The organism is Nonomuraea turkmeniaca (assembly GCF_005889735.1).
GTDB classification, from domain to species: Bacteria; Actinomycetota; Actinomycetes; order Streptosporangiales; family Streptosporangiaceae; genus Nonomuraea; species Nonomuraea turkmeniaca.
Genome location: NZ_VCKY01000205.1, coordinates 1 through 19,396 on the forward strand (window position 1 = coordinate 1; position 19,396 = coordinate 19,396).

A 19,396-nucleotide genomic window follows, 5' to 3' on the forward strand; every position below is an offset into this window, starting at 1 on the left:
CGGCGACGGGATGACGCTGCTGAGCGGCTGGCTGGTGGCGATGGTGGTGGTCGGCGAGGTGGCCAGGGGCCGCCGGGCGTACCTGCGGGCCGTGGAGGAGCGCGCGGAGGAGGCCGAGCGCACCCGCCGGCCGGCGCGTCGCCGCCCAACGGCCCATCGCCGCCGAATGGTGCATGGCCCAGGGACCCCACATGGACGACGGACCGTGCGGGCGGCGCAGCCGATGCGGGCGGCTCGGCTCGTGGCGACGGCCTTGGGCGGGGCGAGAGCGGGGTCGCCGACACGCGGACCGGTGGGGGCGCGCGGCCCGGCGACGAGGCGGTGCGGGACCGGTTCTGGACGGAACGGCCCGGCGCGGAGGGCCCTGCGGCGCCAGACGGTGGTGCGGGCGCCGCGAGGTCCGGTGATCGGACGCGCCGCGGGGTAGACGGCGCAGGGGCTCTGGTGGCCGGGGTCAGGTTGGGTGAGGGGGTGCGGCTGCTGCTGGACGGCGGGCGCACCCCGTCCGCGGAGGACGTACAGGCGGTGCTGGCGGCGGCGGCGCCGCTGCTCGCGGTGCTCGAAGAGAGGGAGCTGATATGAAGATCACTTCGCTGGAGCCCGCACGGTGCCTGCCGGTGCCGGACGCCGGGTTCGGCGCGCTGCTGACCGAGCGTGGCAACCTGCCGCTGGAGAGCGTGGACGTGACGGCGGACATCTCGGGCCTCATCGCCGGGGTCGAGGTCACGCAGGGGTTCAGGAACCCGTTCGACGTCACCCTGGAGGCCACGTACGTCTTCCCGCTGCCCGACCGGGCGGCCGTGACCGGGTTCCGCATGGAGGCCGACGACCGGGTGATCGAGGGCGTGCTGAAGGAGCGCGGCCAGGCCAGGGCGGACTACGACCGGGCGCTGCGGGAGGGCAAGCGGGCCGCGATCGCGGAGGAGGACCGGCCCGACGTGTTCACGATCAGGGTGGGCAACATCCTGCCCGGCGAGCACGTCTCGGTCAGGCTGACGATGAGCCAGCCGCTGCCGTACGAGGACGGGGCGGCCACGTTCCGCTTCCCGCTGGTGGTGGCGCCGCGGTACATCCCCGGCGCCCCGATCGACGGCCCGCCCGCGGGTGACGGCGTCGTGCCCGACACCGACGCCGTGCCGGACGCGTCCAGGATCAGCCCGCCCGTGTTGCTGCCCGGCTTCCCCAACCCGGTGCGCCTGTCGCTCGCCGCGACCGTCGACGCCGCCGGGCTGGAGCTGCGCGAGCTGGCCTCGAGCCTGCACGTGGTCGAGGAGGAGGGCCGCACGGTGCGACTGCGCCCGGACGAGCGGCTGGACCGGGACTTCATCCTGCGGATGACGTTCGACGCGTCCACGTCGTTGCAGCTCGACGGCCCGGCCGGGCAGGGGGGAACGTTCGCGCTCACCGTCGTGCCGCCGCCGCTGGAGTCCACGCGCACGCCGCGGGACCTGGTGCTGCTGCTCGACCGCTCGGGCAGCATGGGCGGCTGGAAGATGGTGGCCGCACGCCGCGCCGCCGCGCGTATCGTCGACACGCTGACGCCGCAGGACCGGTTCGCGGTGCTGACGTTCGACTCCGTGGTGGAGCGGGCTTTCGAGGGGCTCGTGGAGGCGTCGGACCGCAACCGGTACCGCGCCGTCGAGCACCTCGCCCGGGTCGATGCCCGCGGTGGCACCGAGCTGCTCGAGCCGCTGCGGCAGGCCGTGACCCTGCTGGGCGCCCAGAGCGAGCGGGAGCGGGTCGTGGTGCTGGTCACCGACGGCCAGGTGGGCAACGAGGACCAGATCCTGGAGCAGGCGGGCGGCGCGCTGTCGGCCATGCGCGTGCACACGGTCGGCATCGACCGCGCCGTGAACGCCGGCTTCCTCGGCAGGCTCGCCGGACTCGGCGCGGGCCGGTGCGAGCTGGTCGAGTCGGAGGACCGGCTCGACGCCGCCATGGACCACATCCACCGCCGGATCGGGGCTCCCCTGGTGACCGGCCTGTCACTCAAGGGGCTGGAGGTCGAGCCCGGCACGGTCACGCATCTCGGGTCGATCTTCCCGGGCGTGCCGCTGCGCGTGTACGGGCGCCACCGCGAAGGCTCCTCGGTGACCGTACGCGGCATGGCGGCCGGCGGGCCGTGGGAGGAGCAGGTCGCGGGTCTCACGGTGGACAATCCGGCCATCCGCGCCGTCTGGGCCCGCGCGCATCTGCGGGAGCTGGAGGACCGCTACGCCATGGGCGAGCACGACCTGGAGTCGCGCATCGTGCGTACCTCACTCGAGTACGGCGTGCTCTGCCGCTTCACCGCGTACGTGGCGGTCGACACCAGGCAGGTCGCCGACGGCGGGCCCGAGCATCGCGTCATCCAGCCGGTCGAGCCGCCGAGCGGCTGGGAGGCGCCGCAGGCCGCGCCCATGATGGGCGGCGGGTTCACGGCGCACGCCGCGATGATGGCCAAGCCGGCGGCCGCGCCGAGGATGCGGCTGCCCGAGCCCGGGTTCGGGACCGCCGAGATGGCCGGTGACGAGCAGGGGTTCGTGGGCGGGGCGCCGGATCTCACCGGTCAGCAACCGCAGATGCCCGGTGCTCCGCCCACGGGTGCGCCCGGCAGTGGCCCGCGCTGGCGGCGCGGCGGTGGCGGAGCGGGCCGGCCCGCGGGTGGCGGGCCCCGGTTCGCTCCCGGGCCGCGCCCCGCCGGCCGGCTGGAGTCGGTCCGTCCGCAGCTGGTGGCCGAGCTGGACCGGCTCAAGGCGCTGCCCGCGCCTGACCTGCTGTACCTGGCGGACCTGGGGTCGCGGCTGGCGGCGCTCGCGGAGTACCTCGGCGGCGACGAGCGGCTGGCGGGTCTGGCCCGCGAGCTGGAGGCGGCCGAACGGCCGGGCGCGGACGTCCAGGCCCTGCACGACCGCGCCGTCGAGGTTCTCACGGCCCTCATCGGCGGTGCCGCCCCGTCACCGGGGCCCTCGGACGAGCCGGGCCGCGCGCCCTTCTGGAAGCGCCCCTGACCGGCTCCCGGGCACCGCGCCCGGCTCCGGAAGGACTCTGACCGGCCGCTCCCGCATCCGCCTCCCCGAGGGAGGCCGGACGGGGGCGGCCGGCGGGGTGCCGCCGCAGCTGCTCCCGGTGCGCGGGCCGGGCCGCGAGCCGTCGCGGATCGCCGTCGAAGGCCAGTTGCAACACGTATCTCGCCATGCCCCCGCACGCTAGGACACGACGGGTCAAGCGCTCAGCATCACCGGGCACCGGCTTTTCTGCCACGTGCGGCGGGTGCTGGAGCTCGTCGCCACCGAGCCGTCCGTCGCGGCACGGCTGCTGCGCACGCTGGCCGCGACCGTGCGCGACCTCGACGACCGGCGCACCGACGCGACGGTGCGGGACGTCCCCGCGCGTGTGGCCACCTGGCTGGTACGCCGGTGCGCGGACGGCCGGGCGCCGCTCCACCCCGGCCACGCGGGGCTCGGCGCCGAGATCGGGGCGACGCGGGTGAGCGTCAACCGCGCCCTGCGCCCGTTCGAACGCCGCGGGATGATCGAGATCGGCGCCCGGGAGGTGATCGTCCTGGATCGCCCCGCCCTGGCCCGCGTGGCCGCCTTCCGAACCGCCGCCGAATATCGGACGAGCGTCTATCCGTGCCGGTCAGGCTGGTTTATCGTCACGACATGGCGACCCCTCGCGCCCCGCTCCGCTTTGTCGAAGCAGTGACCGCCACCGTCTCCGAGAGCCGGAAATCGGGCTTCTTCTTCGACTTCGACGGCACGATCGCCCCGATCATGCGGGACCCCGGCGCCGTGCTGCCCGTTCCAGGGGCGGTGGAGCGGTTGCAGGCGTTGTCGAGCCTGGTCGGCAGGGTGGCCGTGGTCTCGGCCCGCCCGGCCGCGTTCCTGTGCGAGCGGTTCTCGCGGGCGCCGCAGGTGGCGCTGTTCGGTCTGTACGGCATGCAGACCGTCGTCGACGGCCAGGTGCGCACCGACGCCGAGGCCGAGCCGTGGGCCCCGGTCATGCGCGGGCTGGCCGCGGACGCCGCGCGGGACCTGCCGGGCGAAATCCTGATCGAGGACAAGGCGCTGCTGGTGTCGCTGCACTACCGCTCGGTCCCGGCGCTGCGGGGCGCGGTGGAGCGCTGGGCGTCGGCCAAGGCGGCGGAGCTGGGCCTGCGCGAGCAGCACGGCCGCATGGTGGTGGAGCTGCGTCCGCCGGTCGAGCGCGACAAGGGCACGGTCATCGCCAGGGAGGCCGAGTCACTGACCCGCGCCTGGTACTTCGGCGACGACATCTCCGACGGGCGCGCGTTCGACGTGTTGCGCTGCAGGGAGGAGCACGATGCCGGGTTCATGGGCGTCAGCGTCGCGGTGGCCAACGGGGAGACGGGCGACGAGCTGGCCCGCCGGGCGGACTTCACGGTGGACTCCCCCGAGGACACGCCGGTCCTGCTCGACCAGGTGATCAGCGCCTTTCCCGGTCATCCCCCGCCGGCTCTTACCCTGGATGGGTGACCACACTTGTGCTGGATGGGGGCCTGTCCACCCACCTCGAACGGCTCGGCGCCGACCTCAGCGACGACCTCTGGTCGGCGCGGCTGCTGCTGGAGCGGCCGGAGCTGATCCGGCAGGCGCACGCCGACTACTTCGCGGCTGGGGCCGACGTGGCCATCACCGCCAGCTATCAGGCCACGATCGAGGGCTTCATGCGGCGCGGCCTGGGGGCGGCGCAGGCGGAGTCGCTGATCAGGATGTCGGTGGTGCTGGCCGGGCAGGCACGCGACCAGGCCGGTCGCGGGCTGGTGGCGGCCTCGGTCGGCCCGTACGGCGCCTACCTCGCCAACGGCGCCGAGTACACCGGGGACTACGACCTCGATGAGGACGGCCTCTATGCCTGGCACCTGCCGCGCTGGGAGATCCTCGCTTCGGCCGGCGCCGACCTGCTGGCCTGCGAGACGATCCCGTCCTACCCGGAGGCGCGGGTCCTGGCCAGGCTGCTGAAGCACACGTCCGGGGTCAAGGCCTGGGTGAGCTTCTCCTGCCGGGACGGCGAGCGGCTCAACGACGGCACGCCGATCCGTGAGGCGGCCGCGTTGTTCAGCGGGAATCCGCAGGTGGTGGCCGTCGGCGCGAACTGCACGGCGCCCCGCCACATCCCCGGGCTGATCGCGTGCCTGTCCGGAGGGCTGCCCGTGGTGGTCTACCCGAACTCGGGAGAGACCTGGGACGCCGGGCATCGGCGCTGGCTGGGCCTGGCCGATCCGGTGGAGTTCGGGCAGGCCGCCAAGGAGTGGCAGCTGGCGGGGGCGTCGCTGATCGGCGGTTGCTGCCGGACGACTCCCGAGCACATCGCGCAGATCCGCGCCCACCTGTCCTGATCCCCGGCACCACCGCCTGACCTGAGCACGTCACGCCGCCGGCCCCGCGCACGCCGGGCTGCGGGAGCCGGGTGCGCGGGGTCCTCGGGAGCCGGCGTCAGGCGGAGATGGACTCGGCGGTGCGGCGGCGGCCCAGCACGCGGTCGAGCGACAGCGCGCCGCCGCCGGTGAAGCCGATGGCCAGACTCGCCGCGGCCAGAGCCAGGACGAACTCGTAGCCGCCCTCGCCGGCGCCGAAGCCGTTGGCGCCGTGCACGAAGACGATCGCGCCGATCATGTTGAGGGCCAGCAGCGTGCCGGCGATCGGCAGCGCGGCGCCGAGGATCAGCGCCAGGCCGCCGGCCACCTCCAGCACCGCGACGGCCGGAGCGGCCACGCCGGCCAGCGGAATGCCGACGGACTCGAAGAACTTGGTCGTGCCCGCGATGCCCATGGTCGCGAACTTCTGGTAGCCGTGCACAAGGAAGATCACCCCGATGGCGATCCTCGCGAGCAGCAGGACGACGGGACGCGCCTGGTCGACCATGCGGACCTCCTCATGAGAATCGTTCAGTTTTGAACGAGAGCACTCTAGCAGGGAAAGTTAAAATCTGAACAAACGCGATAGACTGTGTCGGTGACGGAACCCCGATGGCTGGACTCGGCGGAGATGGCGGCCTGGCGTGCCTTCCTGTCGACCGCCCACCTGCTCGACAGGCGTATCGAAGAGCAGCTCAAGGCCGCGGCGGGGCTGACGCACCCGCAGTTCGAGATCCTGGTCCGGCTCGCCGAGGCCCCTGATCGCCAGGTGCGGATGACGGAGCTGGCCAGGGGCGTCGTGGTGTCGAAGAGCGCGCTGACGTACCAGATCACGCAACTGGAGAAGGCGGGCCTGGTGGAGCGTGCCACCTGCCCGTCGGACGAGCGGGGCGTGTTCGCGGTGATCACCGAGGCGGGCCTGCGGTGCCTGGAGCGGGTGGCGCCCGGGCACGTGGAGGTCGTGCGGAGATATCTGATCGACCGGCTCAGCCGTGACGAGCTGCGCACGATGACGGCGGCCATGCGGAAGACGGAGGAGGCGTTACGCGCGCCCGACGGCCGTTAGCTCGCTTCGGATCAGGACAACGCTCTCTACGCTGGCAGGCATGAGCTCCACGCGCCGCAGCGTCGCGGAGGCCGCCGGATTAGTCTGGCACGCCGGCCCCATCCGGTCGGTGTGCCAAGCGATCGTCACCCTTGTCCAGGCCGCGCTGCCCGTCGCGGTGGCCTGGCTGACCAAGCTGGTGCTGGACGAGCTGGTCCGCGGCGCCACGGTCGCGGAGCTGGCCGTGCTCCTCGTGCAGCTGGTGGCCGTCAGCGTGGCCATCGCCGCGCTCCCCCAGCTCAGCGCGTACATCGGGACGGAGCTGGGCAGGCGCGTCTCGACGTACGCCCTCGACCGGCTGTACGTCGCCCTGGAGCGCATCATCGGCCTCGGCCCGTTCGAGACGCCCGCGTTCCTGGACGGGCTCCGGCTGGCCTCGCAGGGCGGCATGATGGCGCCCGCGTTCGTCAACAGCGCCTTCGGGCTGGCCGGCACCGTGCTGACGATCGGCGGGTTCATCGGCTCGGTCATGGTGCTCTCCCCGGTGATGGCCGCCGTCGTGCTGGTCGCCGGCGTCCCGGCGCTGGCCGCGCAGATCGCGCTGGCCAGGAGGCGGGCCAAGCTGATGATGGAGCTCGCGCCCGTGCACCGCCGCGAGATCTTCTACTCTCACCTGCTCAGCAACGTCCAGGCGGCCAAGGAAGTGCGGCTGTTCGGGCTCGGCACTTTCATGCGCGCCCGCATGCTGGCCGAGCGCCGGACCACGGACCAGGCCCAGCGGGCCCTGGACCGCAGGAACCTGCTCATCGAGAGCGGCCTCGAGCTGCTGGGCGCGCTGATCGCCGGCGGCGGCCTGGTCTGGGCGGTGCTCTCCGCCAGGGACGGGACGCTGACGATCGGCGACGTGTCGATGTTCATCGCCGCCGTGGCCGGGCTGCAGGGCGGGCTGTCGTCGCTGGTAGGCGGCATCGCCGACACGCATCATCAGCTGCTGCTGTTCGGCCACTACGCCGACGTGGTGCACATCGAGCCGGACCTGCCGGTGGCCGCCGACCCCCGCTCCACCCCGCCGCTCCGGCAGGGCATCGAGCTGCGCGACGTGTGGTTCCGCTACGCCGACGACCTGCCGTGGATCCTGCGGGGCGTCACCCTCACCATCCCGTACGGCAAGGCCGTCGCCGTCGTCGGGCTCAACGGCGCCGGCAAGAGCACCCTGGCCAAGCTGCTGTGCCGCCTGTACGACCCGACGCGCGGCTCCATCCACTGGGACGGCGTGGACCTGCGCGACCTGGACCCCGCCGAGCTCCGCGCGAGGCTCGGCGCGGTGTTCCAGGACCACATGACGTACGACTTCAGCGCCCGCGACAACATCGCCGTCGGCGACCTGAAGACGCTGGACGACCTCGACCGCATCAGGAAGGCGGCCGTCCACGCCGGCGTGGACGAGGCGATCAGTGCGCTCCCCGACGGCTACGACACGGCGCTGACCAGGATGTTCGTCCTCGCCCTCAAGTCCGGCAAACAACCGTCGACCGGAGTCCAGCTCTCCGGTGGCCAGTGGCAGCGAGTGGCACTGGCCAGGGCTTTCCTGCGGGACCACGCCGACTTCATGATCCTGGACGAGCCCAGCTCGGGTCTGGACCCGGAGGCGGAGCACGACGTGCACCTGCGCATGCGCCGCTACCGGGCCGACCGGACCAGCCTGCTGATCTCGCACCGCCTCAACGCGGTGCGCGAGGCTGACGTGATCGCCGTGCTGGAAGACGGGAAGATCGCCGAGCAGGGCGGCCACGACGAGCTGATGGCCGCGGACGGGCGGTACGCGCGACTGTTCCAGATGCAGGCCAGCGGCTACCAGGACGAGGCCGTGCCCGGTCCCGGCGCCTTCCCGGAGGGGCTCCCCAGGGCCCTGCCGCCGCCCGTGCTGCCCTAACGGTCGCTGTAGAGCCTGTCGATCTCCTTGGCGAAGTCACGCATGACCAGGCCGCGCTTGACCTTCAGCGTCGGCGTCAGATGCCCGCCCTCCTCGGTGATGTCGCGATCCAGGATCGTGAACTTCTTGATCTGCTCGGCCTTCGACACCGACAGGTTCGCCCGGTCCACCGCCGCCTGGATCTCCTCCCGCACCTTCGGGTCCGCCCGCAGCTCGGCCACCGACGACCCGGCGGGCACGGCCTCGGGATCCAGGGTGACGATGGCCGCCACGAACGGCCGGCCGTCGCCGACGATCATGGCCTGGGAGACCAGCGGATGGGCGCGCAGCGCGTCCTCCAGCGGCCCCGGCGCGACGTTCTTGCCCGCCGCGGTCACCAGGATCTCCTTCTTGCGCCCGGTGATCCGCAGGTAGCCGTCGGCGTCCAGCTCGCCCACGTCACCCGTGTGGAACCAGCCGTCGCCGTCGATGACCTCTGCCGTGGCCTCGTCGTTCTTCCAGTAGCCGGCGAAGACGTTCCTGCCCTTGGCCAGGACCTCACCGTCGTCGGCGATGCGCAGCGTGACGCCGGGCAGCGGCTTGCCCACAGTGCCGATCTTGTTGGCCCCCGGCATGTTGACCGAGCACGGCGCGGAGGTCTCGGTCAGGCCGTAGCCCTCGAAGACCTCGATGCCGACGCCCTTGAAGAAGTGGCCGAGCCGCTCGCCCAGCGCGCCGCCGCCGGACACGGCGGCCGAGAGCCGCCCACCCGTGGCTGCCCGCAGCTTGGCGTAGACCAGCTTGTCGAACACCGCCCGCTGCAGCCGCAGCCCCAGCGGCGCGCCGCCCGAGCTCTCCGCGCGGCTCCAGGCCACCGCCACGTCCACGGCGCGCGCGAAGATCTTGGCCTTGCCGCCCGCGATGGCCTTCTGCTCGGCCGAGTTGTACACCTTCTCGAACACCCGCGGCACGCCCAGCAGGAACGTGGGCTGGAAGTCCTGCAGGTCCGGGGCGACGTTCTTCATGTTCGGGGTGTGCGCGATGATCGCGCCCGCCTCAAGGAGCACCACCTGGATCATCCGCGCGAAGATGTGCGCCAGCGGCAGGAACAGCAGCGCGGCCGGGTCCTTGCCGGCGAACAGCGGCTCCAGCGGCCCCCGCAGCACGTTGAGCGCGGTGAACAGCAGGTTGTCGTGGGTGATGTGGCAGCCCTTCGGCCGGCCCGTGGTGCCGGAGGTGTAGACGATCGTGGCCAGATCGGCGCCGGTCACCCGGGCGCGTCGCTCGTCCACCTCGGCGTCGGCGACATCGCCGGTTTCCAGTGTGCCGTCGACGCGCCATAGCGCCTTCAGACCGGGCGCCGCCGCGCGCACCGTCTCCTCGTGCCCGTCCAGCTCGACGAAGACGGCCTTGGCCTCGCTGTCGGACAGGATCCAGCCGACCTGGTCGGCCGACGACGTCTCGTAGATCGGCACGGTGACCGCGCCGATGGTCCAGATGGCGTAGTCGACGAGTGTCCACTCGTAGCGGGTGCGCGACATCAGCGCCACCCTGTCGCCGTGCTCGACGCCGGCCGCGATCAGCCCTTTGGCGACCGCGACCACCTGGTCGCGGAACTCCGACGCGGTGACCACCGGCCACCCCGCGCCGGTCTTGCGGCGCATGACGACGGCGCCGGGCTCCTGCTCGGCCCGCCGGAAGACGGTGTCGGCCAGGCTCGCCGAGGCGGGCACGTCGACCAGGACCGGGACGCTGTACTCGCGCACGAATTCAACTCCTCTTCGGGGAACGCCTGGACGCTACCGCGTTAAGTTACGCGCCGGTAGCCTCGTCATTGAGGCGTTATGAACCGCGTTCCTCACGCTAGCAGCCGCCGCTCATAGGATTTCCCTCCATGAGGGTCCATGTGGTGAGCGACGTGCACGGCAGGGCCGACGCGCTGGCCAGAGCGGGTGACGGCGCGGACGCGCTGATCTGCCTGGGCGACCTGGTCCTCTTCATCGACTACGACGACCACGCGCAGGGCATCTTCCCGGACCTGTTCGGCGCGGAGAAGGCCGCCGAGTTCATCGCGCTGCGCACGGCCAAACGGTTCGAGGAGGCCAGAGCCATGTCGGCGGCGCTGTGGGCCACGCTCGACGGAGACCCGCGCGAGCACATCGAGCGCAACGTCCGCGCCCAGTACGCGGCGCTCTTCGCCGCCATGCCGGCGCCCGCCTACCTCACCTACGGCAACGTGGACATCCCGCGCCTGTGGCAGGACTACGCGCGGCCCGGTCACCAGGTGCTCGACGGGCAGGTGGCGGAGATCGGCGGCCTGCGGTTCGGTTTCGTGGGCGGCGGGCTCAGGACCCCCTACCGCACCCCGTACGAGATCAGCGACGAGGAGTACGCCGCCAAGGTGGAGGCCGTCGGCGAGGTGGACGTGCTGTGCTGCCACATCCCGCCCGCCGTGCCCGAGCTGCTCTACGACGTGGTGGCCAGAAGGTTCGAACGCGGCAGCGAGGCCACGCTGGAGGCGATCAGACGCACCCAGCCGCGCTACGCGCTCTTCGGCCACGTGCACAACCCCCTCCACCGCCGGATCCGCGTCGGGCGCACCGAATGTTTGAACGTCGGCCACTTCCGGGGAACGGGCGTCCCCTTCGTCCTCGAATGGTGACCAGCGGCAGTGCCCATCGGTCGTGTACGGCGTTCCACCGCAAGGAGCGAATTGTGCACTACCGTGGTCGCATGGCTGATCGCACCACTTCCAGCACCACCATCGGCGCCGGACGCGCCGACGTCATGGCGGTCATCGCGGACTTCCCGTCCTACCCGGAATGGGCCGGGTCGATCAAGAACGCGGAGGTCCTCAGCACCGGAGAGGACGGCAGGCCGCGGACGGTGCGGTTCGTCCTGGACGCCGGGATGATCAGCGACACCTACACCCTCGGCTACGCCTGGCAGGACGACGAGAGCGTCAGCTGGCAGGTGGTCGAGCCGGGGAAGATGGTCTCCGACCTCAGAGGGAGTTACCGGCTCGCCGACAAGGGCAGTGGCACGGACGTGACGTATGAGCTGACGGTCGACCTGAGCGTCCCCATGATCGGCATGATCAAGCGCAAGGCGGAGAAGGTGATCGTGGACACCGCGCTCAAGGGACTCAAGAAGCGCGTAGAAGGTCACTGAGGTGAACCCGCGGGTCCTGCTCTTCACCGGCAAGGGCGGCGTCGGCAAGACCACGGCCGCCGCCGCGACCGCCACGCTCGCCGCGCGCCGCGGCCTCAAGACGCTCATCGTCTCCACCGACACCGCCCACTCGCTGGCCGACGCGCTCGCCGTCGAGCCCGGCGAGGTCGCGCCCGGCCTGCACCTGCACCAGGTCGACACGCAGAAGACGCTGGAGCGTCACTGGGGCGAGCTGCAGGAATACGCCCGGGGTGTGCTGGGCGAGCTGGGCCTGGACGAGATCACCTCCGAGGAGATCACGGTGCTGCCGGGCGCCGAGGAGGTCATCGCCCTGCTGGAGCTGCGCGGGCACGCCCGCGAGGGCCGCTGGGACGTGATCGTCGTCGACTGCGCGCCCACCGCCGAGACGCTGCGCCTGCTGGCCCTGCCCGAGGCGCTCGACTGGCACGTCAGCAGGCTCATGCCGGTCGGCCGCAAGCTCGTGCGGCTCATCTCGCCGTTCGTCCGCAGCGTCGCGCACGTCAGCGCGCCCGGCGAGGACGTCATGAACGCCGCCGAGCGCTTCCACCGCGGCCTCATGGAGGTGCGCGAGCTGCTCACCGGCGACCGCGCCTCCGTACGGCTCGTGTTCACCCCCGAGTCGGTGGTGCTGGCCGAGGCCAGGCGCACCCTCACCTCGCTCAACCTGTACGGCTACCGCGTCGACGGCGTCATCGCCAACCGCGTCTTCCCCGCGGACGGCGCCGACGAGTGGCGCGCCCAGTGGGTGGCGGCGCAGTCACGACTGCTGGCCGAGGCGGAGCAGTCGTTCGCGCCGCTGCCCATCCACGTCGTCCCCTACCTGCCCGCCGAGCCCGTCGGCAAGGACGCGCTGGCCGCGGTGGGCGCCGAGCTGTACGGCGAGCACGACCCGTTCGCCGCCCCCGCCGTCGACCCGCCGCTGCGGCTGAGCGCCGACGAGCTGACCCTGGCCCTGCCCGGCGCCGACCGCGGCGACGTGGACCTGGCTCGCAAGGGTGACGAGCTGATCGTCACCGCGGGCCCGTACCGGAGGATTCTGGCGCTGCCCGCGGCGCTGGCCCGCAGGAAGATCAGCGCCGCCGCGCTCCGCGACGGCGTCCTCCGAGTACGGTTCATCTCGGGGACCCCATAACCGGGGACCCCGTACGCAGGGAGGGCCAGATGACGGAGACCAACGACAGAGACCCGATCGGGACCGTCGCGGACGAGGCGCGCAAGCTGTTCGAGTCGATCCAGGGGCGCGCCACGCGCCAGGTCGGCAAGACGGTGCTCAACTCGTTCACCGGCGGCGGGCGCAGGGAACGGGACGTGTGGGAGGAAGCGGTGTCCGAGCCCCACGACGAGTACATCTGCCGCGCCTGCCCGTTCTGCCGGGCGATCGCGGCACGACGGGAGTCCGGCTCCGACGTGACCGGCCACCTGGTGGCCGCGGGCGGTGAGTTGTTCGCCGCCTTCCGCGAGGCGATGGACGCGCTGAGCAGGCCCGCCCCCCACGCACAGCAGCGGCAGCGTGGCGGCGATGATCGCCGCGACAATGTGGAACACATAGATCTGGGATAGGGAGAAACAGGGGCATGCTCACGATCGGTGTCGACATCGGCGGGACCAAGGTCGCCGCGGGTGTGGTCGACGACCAGGGAAAGATCGTCGCCCATACGCTGCGGCCCACCGCCGCCGACCGCCCTGACGTGGTGGCCGAGACGGTGGCCGACGTCGTTCGCGAGCTGGCAGCGGGCCGGGAGATCGAGGCCGTCGGGGTGGGCGCGGCCGGGTTCGTCGACGAAACCCGGTCGATCGTACGTTTCGCGCCCAACCTCGCCTGGCGCGAAGAGCCGCTGCAGAAGAAGATCAGCGGCCTGGTCGGCCTGCCGGTCGTGATCGAGAACGACGCCAACGCCATGGCCTGGGGCGAGACCAGGTTCGGCGCCGGGCGCGGCCAGTCCCACGTGGTCTGCGTGACGCTCGGCACCGGCATCGGCGGCGGCATCGTCATCGACGGCGCGCTCTACCGCGGCCGCTGGGGCATGGGCGCCGAGCTCGGCCACATGCAGGTCGTCCCCGGCGGGCGGCCATGCGGCTGCGGCAACATCGGCTGCTGGGAGCAGTACGCCAGCGGCCAGGCCCTTGTCAAGGAGGCCAGGGAGCTCGCCGAGGCCGAGCCGAAGCGGGCGGAGATCCTGCTCGGGCTGGCCGGCGGCAAGATCGAGGGTGAGGAGGTCACCGAGGCCGCCAAGCTGGGCGACGAGGTCTCGCTGGCCGCGTTCGCGTCATTCGCGGACTGGCTCGGCCAGGGCATGGCCGATCTGGCCGCCGTGCTCGATCCCGGCTGCTTCATCGTGGGCGGCGGCGTGTCCAGGGCCGCCGATCTGTTCATCGACCGGGCCCGCGCGGCCTTCGCCGAGCGCCTCACCGGACGCGGGCACCGGCCGTTCGCCGAGATCCGGCTGGCCGAGCTGGGCGCCTCGGCCGGTGTGGTGGGCGCCGCCGACCTGGCCAGGCGGCGCTAGAGCCGCGTGACGATCAGGGTCGGCACCTACAACGTGCACGGGTTGCGCGACAGCGTGCCCGCGCTCTCCAGGGTCATCGCCGCCATGCGCGCGGACGTGCTGTGCGTGCAGGAGGCGCCCCGTTTCTACCGCTGGAGGGCCAGGCGCCGTTCGCTGGCCGCCGCGGCGGGGCTGTGCCTGGCCACCCCGGGCAGGCTCGGCGGCGTGGCCGTGCTCGTCGGCCGCCGCGTCCGGGTGCTGCGGGCTGAGAGCCACGCCTTGCGGGCCTTCCTCGGGCTGGAGCTGCGCGGGCTGGCCGTGGCCGTGGTGGAGGCCGAGGGGGCGCGGCTGGCCGTCGGCTCGCTCCACCTCGACCTCAACGACCCCGCCCGGGTGCACCACGCGGCCGAGGCGGTGACGCTGATGGAGCGGGCCGCTGCCCCGTTCGGCGCCTCGATCGTGCTCGGCGGGGACGTCAACGAGCAGCCGCACCAGCCGGCCTGGCGGTATCTGGCCGGGCGGCTGGCCGACTGCTACGCGGTCGCGCCCAAGGGCGACGGGCTGACGTTTCCCGCGGCGGAGCCTGCCGTACGCATCGACGGGGTGTTCGCCGCGCGCGAGGCGCGCGTCGTGTCGTGCGGCGGAGTGGACGCCGGGATCGCCGATCTGGCCGGGGCCAGCGACCATCTTCCCGTTGTCGCTGAGTTGCGAGTTGGGCACTAACGGGCAACAAGGGCCGGCCAGCCCGTAGCATTTGACCATGACCCGTCGCTCTCAGCGGCGTGCGCTCTCCTTGCTCTTGGCGACGTCCGTGGCCTTGCCGCAGGTCACGCCCGCCGCGCATGCCGATCCTCGCCCCGCCACGATCGAGGCGTGGCAGCAGTCGACCAGCGTGCGCCTGCAGGCCGACGGCTCGCTCTCCGACGTGCTGGCGCTCTCCTCCAGCGACGTCTGGGCGGTGGGGCAGCAGGAGATCTGGGACGTGTGGAAGAACCGCGGCACCGTCCGCCACTGGAACGGCGCCCGATGGACCGAGGTGGCCCTCCGCGACGCCACGGCCGCCGGCAACCTCCGCAGCCTGGCCGCCACCTCGTCGTCCGACGTCTGGGCCGTCGGCGACGGACACGACGGGCTGCCCTATCTCGCCCACGGAGACATGGCCGGGTTCGACCGGGTCAGGCCCCTGGGGCTGCGGGCCGGCGACTGGCTCGGCGGCGTCGACGCCAAGCAGGGCAAGGTGGTGGCGGTCGGCAGCCGCGACAAGCAGGGGCTCATCCTCACCGGCCAGGGCAACACGTGGAGCGTGGAGCAGACCGAGGAGGAGGGCGCGCTGTACGCGGTGGCGGGCGGGTTCGCCGTCGGCGACACCGGCACCGAGCCGCTGGTCGTGCACCACTCGGGCGGCTCGTGGAAGTCGATGCCGCTGCCCTCGATCCCCGGCGGCTACCTGCGTGACGTCCAGGCCGACAGCGCCAAGCGGGCGGTGGCCGTCGGCGGCGTCTACCGCGGCCCCGGCGACATCTCCCCGCTCGTGCTCACCTGGAACGGCAAGCGGTGGAAGCAGCAGCAGCTGCCGGAGTCCGGCGCCCGCCTCTACGGCGTGACCGGCGACGGGAAGGGCCGCTACTGGATGGCCGGCTACGACCCCGCGCGGGCGGCCGAGCCGTTCATGATGCGGTGCGAGAAGGGCGCGTGCGAGGTCATCCGCGGCGGGGCCGAGCAGGGCAGGACGACCGTTCGCCTGCAGGCCGTGGCCTACCTCGCGGGCAAGGGCACGGTGTGGGCGGTGGGGCACGCCGTCGACACCCGCGACCGCTACACCGACGTCGTGGAGTCGTTCGCCCCCAAGCCGACGGAGAGCAAGTCCTAGCGGCCCGCCTGGGTCACCGAGCCCCTAGAGGACCGCGCCGTCGTCCCAGCCGGAGTCGTTGGGCGGGCCGTCGCCCATGCGCACCACCAGCGCCACGAACCCGCCGATGAACGCCGCCACGGCCGTGAACAGCGCCCATCCCTCCATCTGCCAGTTGGCCATCGCGGCGACCAGAAGGTAGGCGGGGCCGCCGAACAACGCCACCCACGCCAGCTTGGAGGGCAGGTCGAGCTTGGGCAACGGCGGGGGCGGCGGCGGCACGAAGTGCCCCTCCCCCTCCTCCTCGTCGTCGTCCTGCTTGTCCTCGGGCTCGTCGAGATCCTCCTCGAGCTCCTCGGAGGGCTTGACCACCCGCCGGGTGGGCTCGGCGGGGATGTTTTCGCTGTCCGGCCATGGCTGGTCGGCCGAATCGCGCTCAGCTGTGTCGTTGAAGGACGCGACGATCTGCCGCCAGACCTCGTCCTCGTCACTCTGGGGCGTCACCTAGATGGGCCTCTCCGCAGCGATCGCGACTTCCCCCTGGGTGCGATCAGTCCCTCTGCAAGGGTACCGAGGCATGTGTCCGGATGAAGTCGAGGCTACCGGCAAAGATCCTGTCGGCATCATTGTCGAGCGTCGCAACATGGTAGCTATCGGTAAGCTCCTCGATCGTGACCTGCGGGACCTTTTGGCGAATGATCGCCACACTCGTCGGCTTCACCACATGGTCGTCCACGCTGTGGAAGACCAGCAGCGGCTGCGACACCTTCGTCAGGTCGGCCTGCACCAGTGACCATAGCCCCGGCAGCGAGGCGGCCGCCTTCACCGGGGTGCGGGAGTAGGCCAGCTCGGTCACGCCGGGCTTCTTGACGTCGTTGGCCACGCCGGGCACGGACGGCACGAACCACTTCAGCAGCGGTGCCAGCTTCAGCAGCGGCACGTCGTTGGCGATCGACGGGTTGACCAGCACCGCGCCCCTGATCGCCGCGCCGTGCACCTCGGCCAGCCGCAGCGCCAGGCAGCCGCCCAGCGACAACCCCGCCACGAACACGTCCGCGCAGCGGCCCTGCAGGTCCGCGAACGCCTTCTCCACCTCGGCGTACCAGTCCTCCCAGCGCGTACGGTTCATCTCCTGCCACCTGGTGCCGTGCCCCGGCTGGCGGGGCAGCGAGACGCTCACCCCGTGCCCGGCCAGGAACTCACCCCACGGCCGTAAGGACTGCGGGGTGCCGGTGAACCCATGGCAGAGCAGCACGCCGACTTCGCCTGCGTCGTGGTGGTAGGGCTCTGCGCCTGGCATGAGCGGCATAACAGCTCCTCCATGCGATTTCATTCCGGGGATTCAATAGTGGGGAGTTTCATCCAGGAACGGCCCGATCGTCGCACGTTCAGGGGTGATTGTGCGAGCGCTGGTGTAGGAGCATGGCCCTCGAGATGGGAAGATGACTCTGCCCGCCGATGACGTGCTGGAGAAGAGGTGCCAGGGTGTTCTACTGGGTGGTCAAGGCCATCTTGGGGCCGTTCCTCCACCTCGTGTTCCGGCCGTGGGCGGAGGGCGTGGAGAACGTCCCCCGAGAGGGGCCGGCGATCCTGGCCGGTAACCATCTGTCCTTCGCCGACCACTTCTTCGGCCCGCTGCACCTCAGGCGCAAGGTCATCTCGCTCGGCAAGTCCGACTACTTCACCGGCCGCGGCATCAAGGGGTTCTTCAGCCGGCTGTTCTTCAGTGGCGTCGGCACCGTGCCGATCGACCGCTCGGGGGGCAAGGCCAGCGAGGCGGCGCTCCGCACCGGCCTGCGCATCCTGCGCGAGGGCAACGTGCTGGGCATCTACCCCGAGGGCACCCGCTCACCCGACGGGCGGCTCTACAAGGGCAAGACCGGCGTGGCGCGCCTGGCGCTGGAGTCACGGGCGCCGGTCATCCCGTGGGCGATGGTCAACACCTTCGAGATGATGCCGCCGGGGCATCCCGTCCCCAAGCTGGGCATCCGCCCCGGCATCAGGTTCGGCAAGCCGCTCGACTTCTCCCGCTACTACGGGATGGAGGAGGACCGCCTCGTGCTGCGTGCGGTGACCGACGAGATCATGTACGCGCTGATGGAGCTGTCCGGGCAGGAATACGTCGACAAGTACGCCGCCAGCGCCCGCGTGGAGATGGAGCGCGCCGCCCGAGCCGCGGCCGCCAAGAACTGAGCGGCTGGGCGCTGAGGTCCTCGACGCTAAGTCCTGAGCGTCTGGTCGGCGATGACGAGCTCGCCGACCTGCTCGGCCAGCGCCTCCCTGGCCGGCCGCGACAGCCCGGCGTCGGAGACGAGCACGTCGGCCTCACCGAGCTTGGCGATGGTGCTGATGCCGACCGTGCCCCACTTGGTGTGGTCGGCGAGCACGACAAGGCGCCCCGCCGCCTCCACGAGCGCGCGGTCGGTCTCCGCCTCCATCATGTTCGGGGTGGTGAAGCCGGCCCTGAGGGTCATGCCGTGCACGCCAAGGAAGAGCAGGTCCACGTTGAGCTGGCGGATCGCGGTCACCGCGACCGGCCCGACGAGGGCGTCGGACGGGGTGCGCACGCCGCCGGTGAGCACGACCGTCTGGTCGGTCCGTCCCGAGTGCTGGAAGACGTCGGCGACGCGCACCGAGTTCGTCACGATGGTCAGGGCCGGGACGGCGGCCAGGCAGTGCGCGAGCGCCCACGTGGTGGTGCCCGCCGACAGCGCCACCGCGGTGCCCGCGTCCACCAGGGCGGCGGCGTGGCGGGCGATGGCCCGTTTCTCCTCCTCCTGGCGTACGGACTTGACGGCGAAGCCGGGCTCGTCGGTGGAGCCGATGCCAGGTCCGACAACGGTGGCGCCGCCGTGCACCTTGGCCAGCAGGCCACGCTCGGCCAGCATCTCCAGGTCGCGGCGGATGGTGATGTCGGAGACGCCGAACGCCCGCACCAGCTCGATCACCCGGACACCACCGTGGTGCCTGACGAGCTCGAGAATCGCCTGCTGACGCTGCGGGGCGAGCATCGCACCACCAGATCCCAACAGATTCCGACATCGTTCTCGATCGCATGATGACACGATCGTGACGCCGGGACTGTGGCTGATTCGTCATGAAACCGTGCGTTGACAGTGCGAAATGTTGGCTTTTCCATGAATGAAGATGAGCGAACTCGGGGGAATCTGAAGGGTCCGGCTAGGAGGAACCCCCCATGGATAAACGACTGCCGATATCCCGCCGCAATCTTCTACTCGGAGCCGCCGCGCTCGGCGTCCCCATCGCCATCGTCAACCAGGGGCCGACCGGCGGGGACGCCGACGCGCTGCTCACCGTGGACGCCCCGCTCGGCGCCACGCTGACCGGCCTCACCGCCCTGCTGGAGGCACGATCCGGGCCGGAGCCGGGGGCACAATAGGGGGCATGCCTCGTACTTGTCTCTGCGGCCTGCCCGCGACCTACCAGGACTGCTGCGGCCGGCTGCACCGGGGCGAGGGAGCGGCGGCCACCGCCGAGCAGCTCATGCGCTCCAGGTTCAGCGCGTTCGGGGTGGGCGACGAGGGCTATCTGC

At 71.9% G+C, this 19,396-nt stretch carries 21 protein-coding genes and 1 pseudogene; 17 read left to right on the forward strand and 5 right to left on the reverse strand.

Going from position 1 to position 19,396, the window contains the following annotated elements; genetic code table 11:
- From ETD86_RS57490 to mmuM, 6 genes and pseudogenes are all read left to right on the forward strand, one after another.
- Nucleotides 1-427, forward strand: a pseudogene (locus tag ETD86_RS57490) (hypothetical protein); the annotation flags it as partial.
- A gap of 17 nt (nucleotides 428-444) precedes the next feature.
- Nucleotides 445-582 carry a hypothetical protein gene (locus tag ETD86_RS55895; protein WP_170223524.1) on the forward strand — a complete coding sequence of 46 codons (138 nt, stop codon included), beginning with the start codon at nucleotides 445-447 and terminating at the stop codon, nucleotides 580-582.
- Entirely contained in the window at nucleotides 579-2,990 is a 2,412-nt protein-coding gene (locus ETD86_RS40995; RefSeq protein WP_138672024.1) for a VIT domain-containing protein, read from the forward strand. The genes ETD86_RS55895 and ETD86_RS40995 overlap by 4 nt, the downstream gene beginning before the upstream one ends.
- A gap of 262 nt (nucleotides 2,991-3,252) precedes the next feature.
- Nucleotides 3,253-3,687 carry a Crp/Fnr family transcriptional regulator gene (locus ETD86_RS41000; RefSeq protein WP_211370636.1) on the forward strand — a complete coding sequence of 145 codons (435 nt, stop codon included), beginning with the start codon at nucleotides 3,253-3,255 and terminating at the stop codon, nucleotides 3,685-3,687.
- Complete coding sequence (gene otsB, locus ETD86_RS41005) at nucleotides 3,645-4,478, forward strand: trehalose-phosphatase (RefSeq protein ID WP_211370637.1); 834 nt, start codon at nucleotides 3,645-3,647, stop codon at nucleotides 4,476-4,478. The genes ETD86_RS41000 and otsB overlap by 43 nt, the downstream gene beginning before the upstream one ends.
- Complete coding sequence (mmuM, locus tag ETD86_RS41010; RefSeq protein WP_138672026.1) at nucleotides 4,475-5,341, forward strand: homocysteine S-methyltransferase; 867 nt, start codon at nucleotides 4,475-4,477, stop codon at nucleotides 5,339-5,341. The genes otsB and mmuM overlap by 4 nt, the downstream gene beginning before the upstream one ends.
- 97 nt (nucleotides 5,342-5,438) lie before the next feature.
- Here the strand turns inward: mmuM and ETD86_RS41015 are convergent, their stop codons facing one another.
- On the reverse strand, nucleotides 5,439-5,867 hold the full coding sequence (locus ETD86_RS41015; protein ID WP_138672027.1) for a DoxX family protein: 429 nt from the start codon (nucleotides 5,865-5,867) through the stop codon (nucleotides 5,439-5,441).
- A gap of 90 nt (nucleotides 5,868-5,957) precedes the next feature.
- On the opposite strand from ETD86_RS41015, the gene ETD86_RS41020 reads away from it, so the two are divergent.
- Together ETD86_RS41020 and ETD86_RS41025 are read left to right on the forward strand one after the other, a co-directional pair.
- Complete coding sequence (locus ETD86_RS41020; RefSeq protein WP_138672028.1) at nucleotides 5,958-6,425, forward strand: MarR family winged helix-turn-helix transcriptional regulator; 468 nt, start codon at nucleotides 5,958-5,960, stop codon at nucleotides 6,423-6,425.
- A 40-nt stretch (nucleotides 6,426-6,465) separates the two neighbouring features.
- Entirely contained in the window at nucleotides 6,466-8,337 is a 1,872-nt protein-coding gene (locus tag ETD86_RS41025; protein ID WP_138672029.1) for an ABC transporter ATP-binding protein, read from the forward strand.
- Here ETD86_RS41025 and ETD86_RS41030 read toward each other — a convergent pair.
- Nucleotides 8,334-10,082, reverse strand: a complete 1,749-nt coding sequence (locus tag ETD86_RS41030) for an AMP-dependent synthetase/ligase (RefSeq protein ID WP_138672030.1) — start codon at nucleotides 10,080-10,082, stop codon at nucleotides 8,334-8,336. The two genes, ETD86_RS41025 and ETD86_RS41030, sit on opposite strands and share 4 nt — an antisense overlap.
- 128 nt (nucleotides 10,083-10,210) lie before the next feature.
- Between ETD86_RS41030 and ETD86_RS41035 the strand changes: the two genes are divergently transcribed.
- The 7 genes from ETD86_RS41035 (at nucleotide 10,211) to ETD86_RS41065 (ending at nucleotide 15,864) form a co-directional block, all read left to right on the forward strand.
- Entirely contained in the window at nucleotides 10,211-10,978 is a 768-nt protein-coding gene (locus ETD86_RS41035; RefSeq protein WP_138672031.1) for a metallophosphoesterase family protein, read from the forward strand.
- A gap of 71 nt (nucleotides 10,979-11,049) precedes the next feature.
- A complete protein-coding gene (locus ETD86_RS41040; protein WP_138672032.1) occupies nucleotides 11,050-11,487 on the forward strand; it encodes an SRPBCC family protein in 438 nt (145 codons plus the stop codon).
- Between the two features lies 1 nt (nucleotide 11,488).
- A complete protein-coding gene (locus ETD86_RS41045; protein ID WP_138672033.1) occupies nucleotides 11,489-12,640 on the forward strand; it encodes an ArsA family ATPase in 1,152 nt (383 codons plus the stop codon).
- 29 nt (nucleotides 12,641-12,669) lie between these two features.
- Complete coding sequence (locus tag ETD86_RS41050; RefSeq protein WP_138672034.1) at nucleotides 12,670-13,068, forward strand: DUF5304 family protein; 399 nt, start codon at nucleotides 12,670-12,672, stop codon at nucleotides 13,066-13,068.
- Between the two features lie 14 nt (nucleotides 13,069-13,082).
- Nucleotides 13,083-14,015 carry an ROK family glucokinase gene (locus tag ETD86_RS41055; RefSeq protein WP_138672035.1) on the forward strand — a complete coding sequence of 311 codons (933 nt, stop codon included), beginning with the start codon at nucleotides 13,083-13,085 and terminating at the stop codon, nucleotides 14,013-14,015.
- A gap of 6 nt (nucleotides 14,016-14,021) precedes the next feature.
- Nucleotides 14,022-14,717, forward strand: a complete 696-nt coding sequence (locus tag ETD86_RS41060) for an endonuclease/exonuclease/phosphatase family protein (protein WP_138672036.1) — start codon at nucleotides 14,022-14,024, stop codon at nucleotides 14,715-14,717.
- Nucleotides 14,718-14,754: 37 nt separating this feature from the next.
- Entirely contained in the window at nucleotides 14,755-15,864 is a 1,110-nt protein-coding gene (locus tag ETD86_RS41065; RefSeq protein WP_246149015.1) for a hypothetical protein, read from the forward strand.
- 24 nt (nucleotides 15,865-15,888) lie between these two features.
- Here ETD86_RS41065 and ETD86_RS55900 read toward each other — a convergent pair whose 3' ends face one another.
- Nucleotides 15,889-16,347: a hypothetical protein gene (locus ETD86_RS55900; RefSeq protein ID WP_170223526.1), complete on the reverse strand. Its 459-nt coding sequence runs from the start codon at nucleotides 16,345-16,347 to the stop codon at nucleotides 15,889-15,891.
- A gap of 46 nt (nucleotides 16,348-16,393) precedes the next feature.
- Nucleotides 16,394-17,152: an alpha/beta hydrolase gene (locus ETD86_RS41080; RefSeq protein WP_138672039.1), complete on the reverse strand. Its 759-nt coding sequence runs from the start codon at nucleotides 17,150-17,152 to the stop codon at nucleotides 16,394-16,396.
- 176 nt (nucleotides 17,153-17,328) lie between these two features.
- Here ETD86_RS41080 and ETD86_RS41085 point away from each other — a divergent pair, with 176 nt between their 5' ends.
- Nucleotides 17,329-18,036: a lysophospholipid acyltransferase family protein gene (locus ETD86_RS41085; protein WP_138672040.1), complete on the forward strand. Its 708-nt coding sequence runs from the start codon at nucleotides 17,329-17,331 to the stop codon at nucleotides 18,034-18,036.
- A gap of 26 nt (nucleotides 18,037-18,062) precedes the next feature.
- On the opposite strand, the gene ETD86_RS41090 is transcribed toward ETD86_RS41085, so the two are convergent.
- Nucleotides 18,063-18,854 (reverse strand): DeoR/GlpR family DNA-binding transcription regulator, encoded by a 792-nt coding sequence (locus ETD86_RS41090; RefSeq protein WP_138672041.1) that lies wholly within the window; start codon nucleotides 18,852-18,854, stop codon nucleotides 18,063-18,065.
- A gap of 185 nt (nucleotides 18,855-19,039) precedes the next feature.
- Between ETD86_RS41090 and ETD86_RS41095 the strand changes: the two genes are divergently transcribed.
- Nucleotides 19,040-19,243 (forward strand): hypothetical protein, encoded by a 204-nt coding sequence (locus ETD86_RS41095; RefSeq protein ID WP_211370638.1) that lies wholly within the window; start codon nucleotides 19,040-19,042, stop codon nucleotides 19,241-19,243.
- The last annotated feature ends 153 nt before the right edge of the window (nucleotides 19,244-19,396 follow it).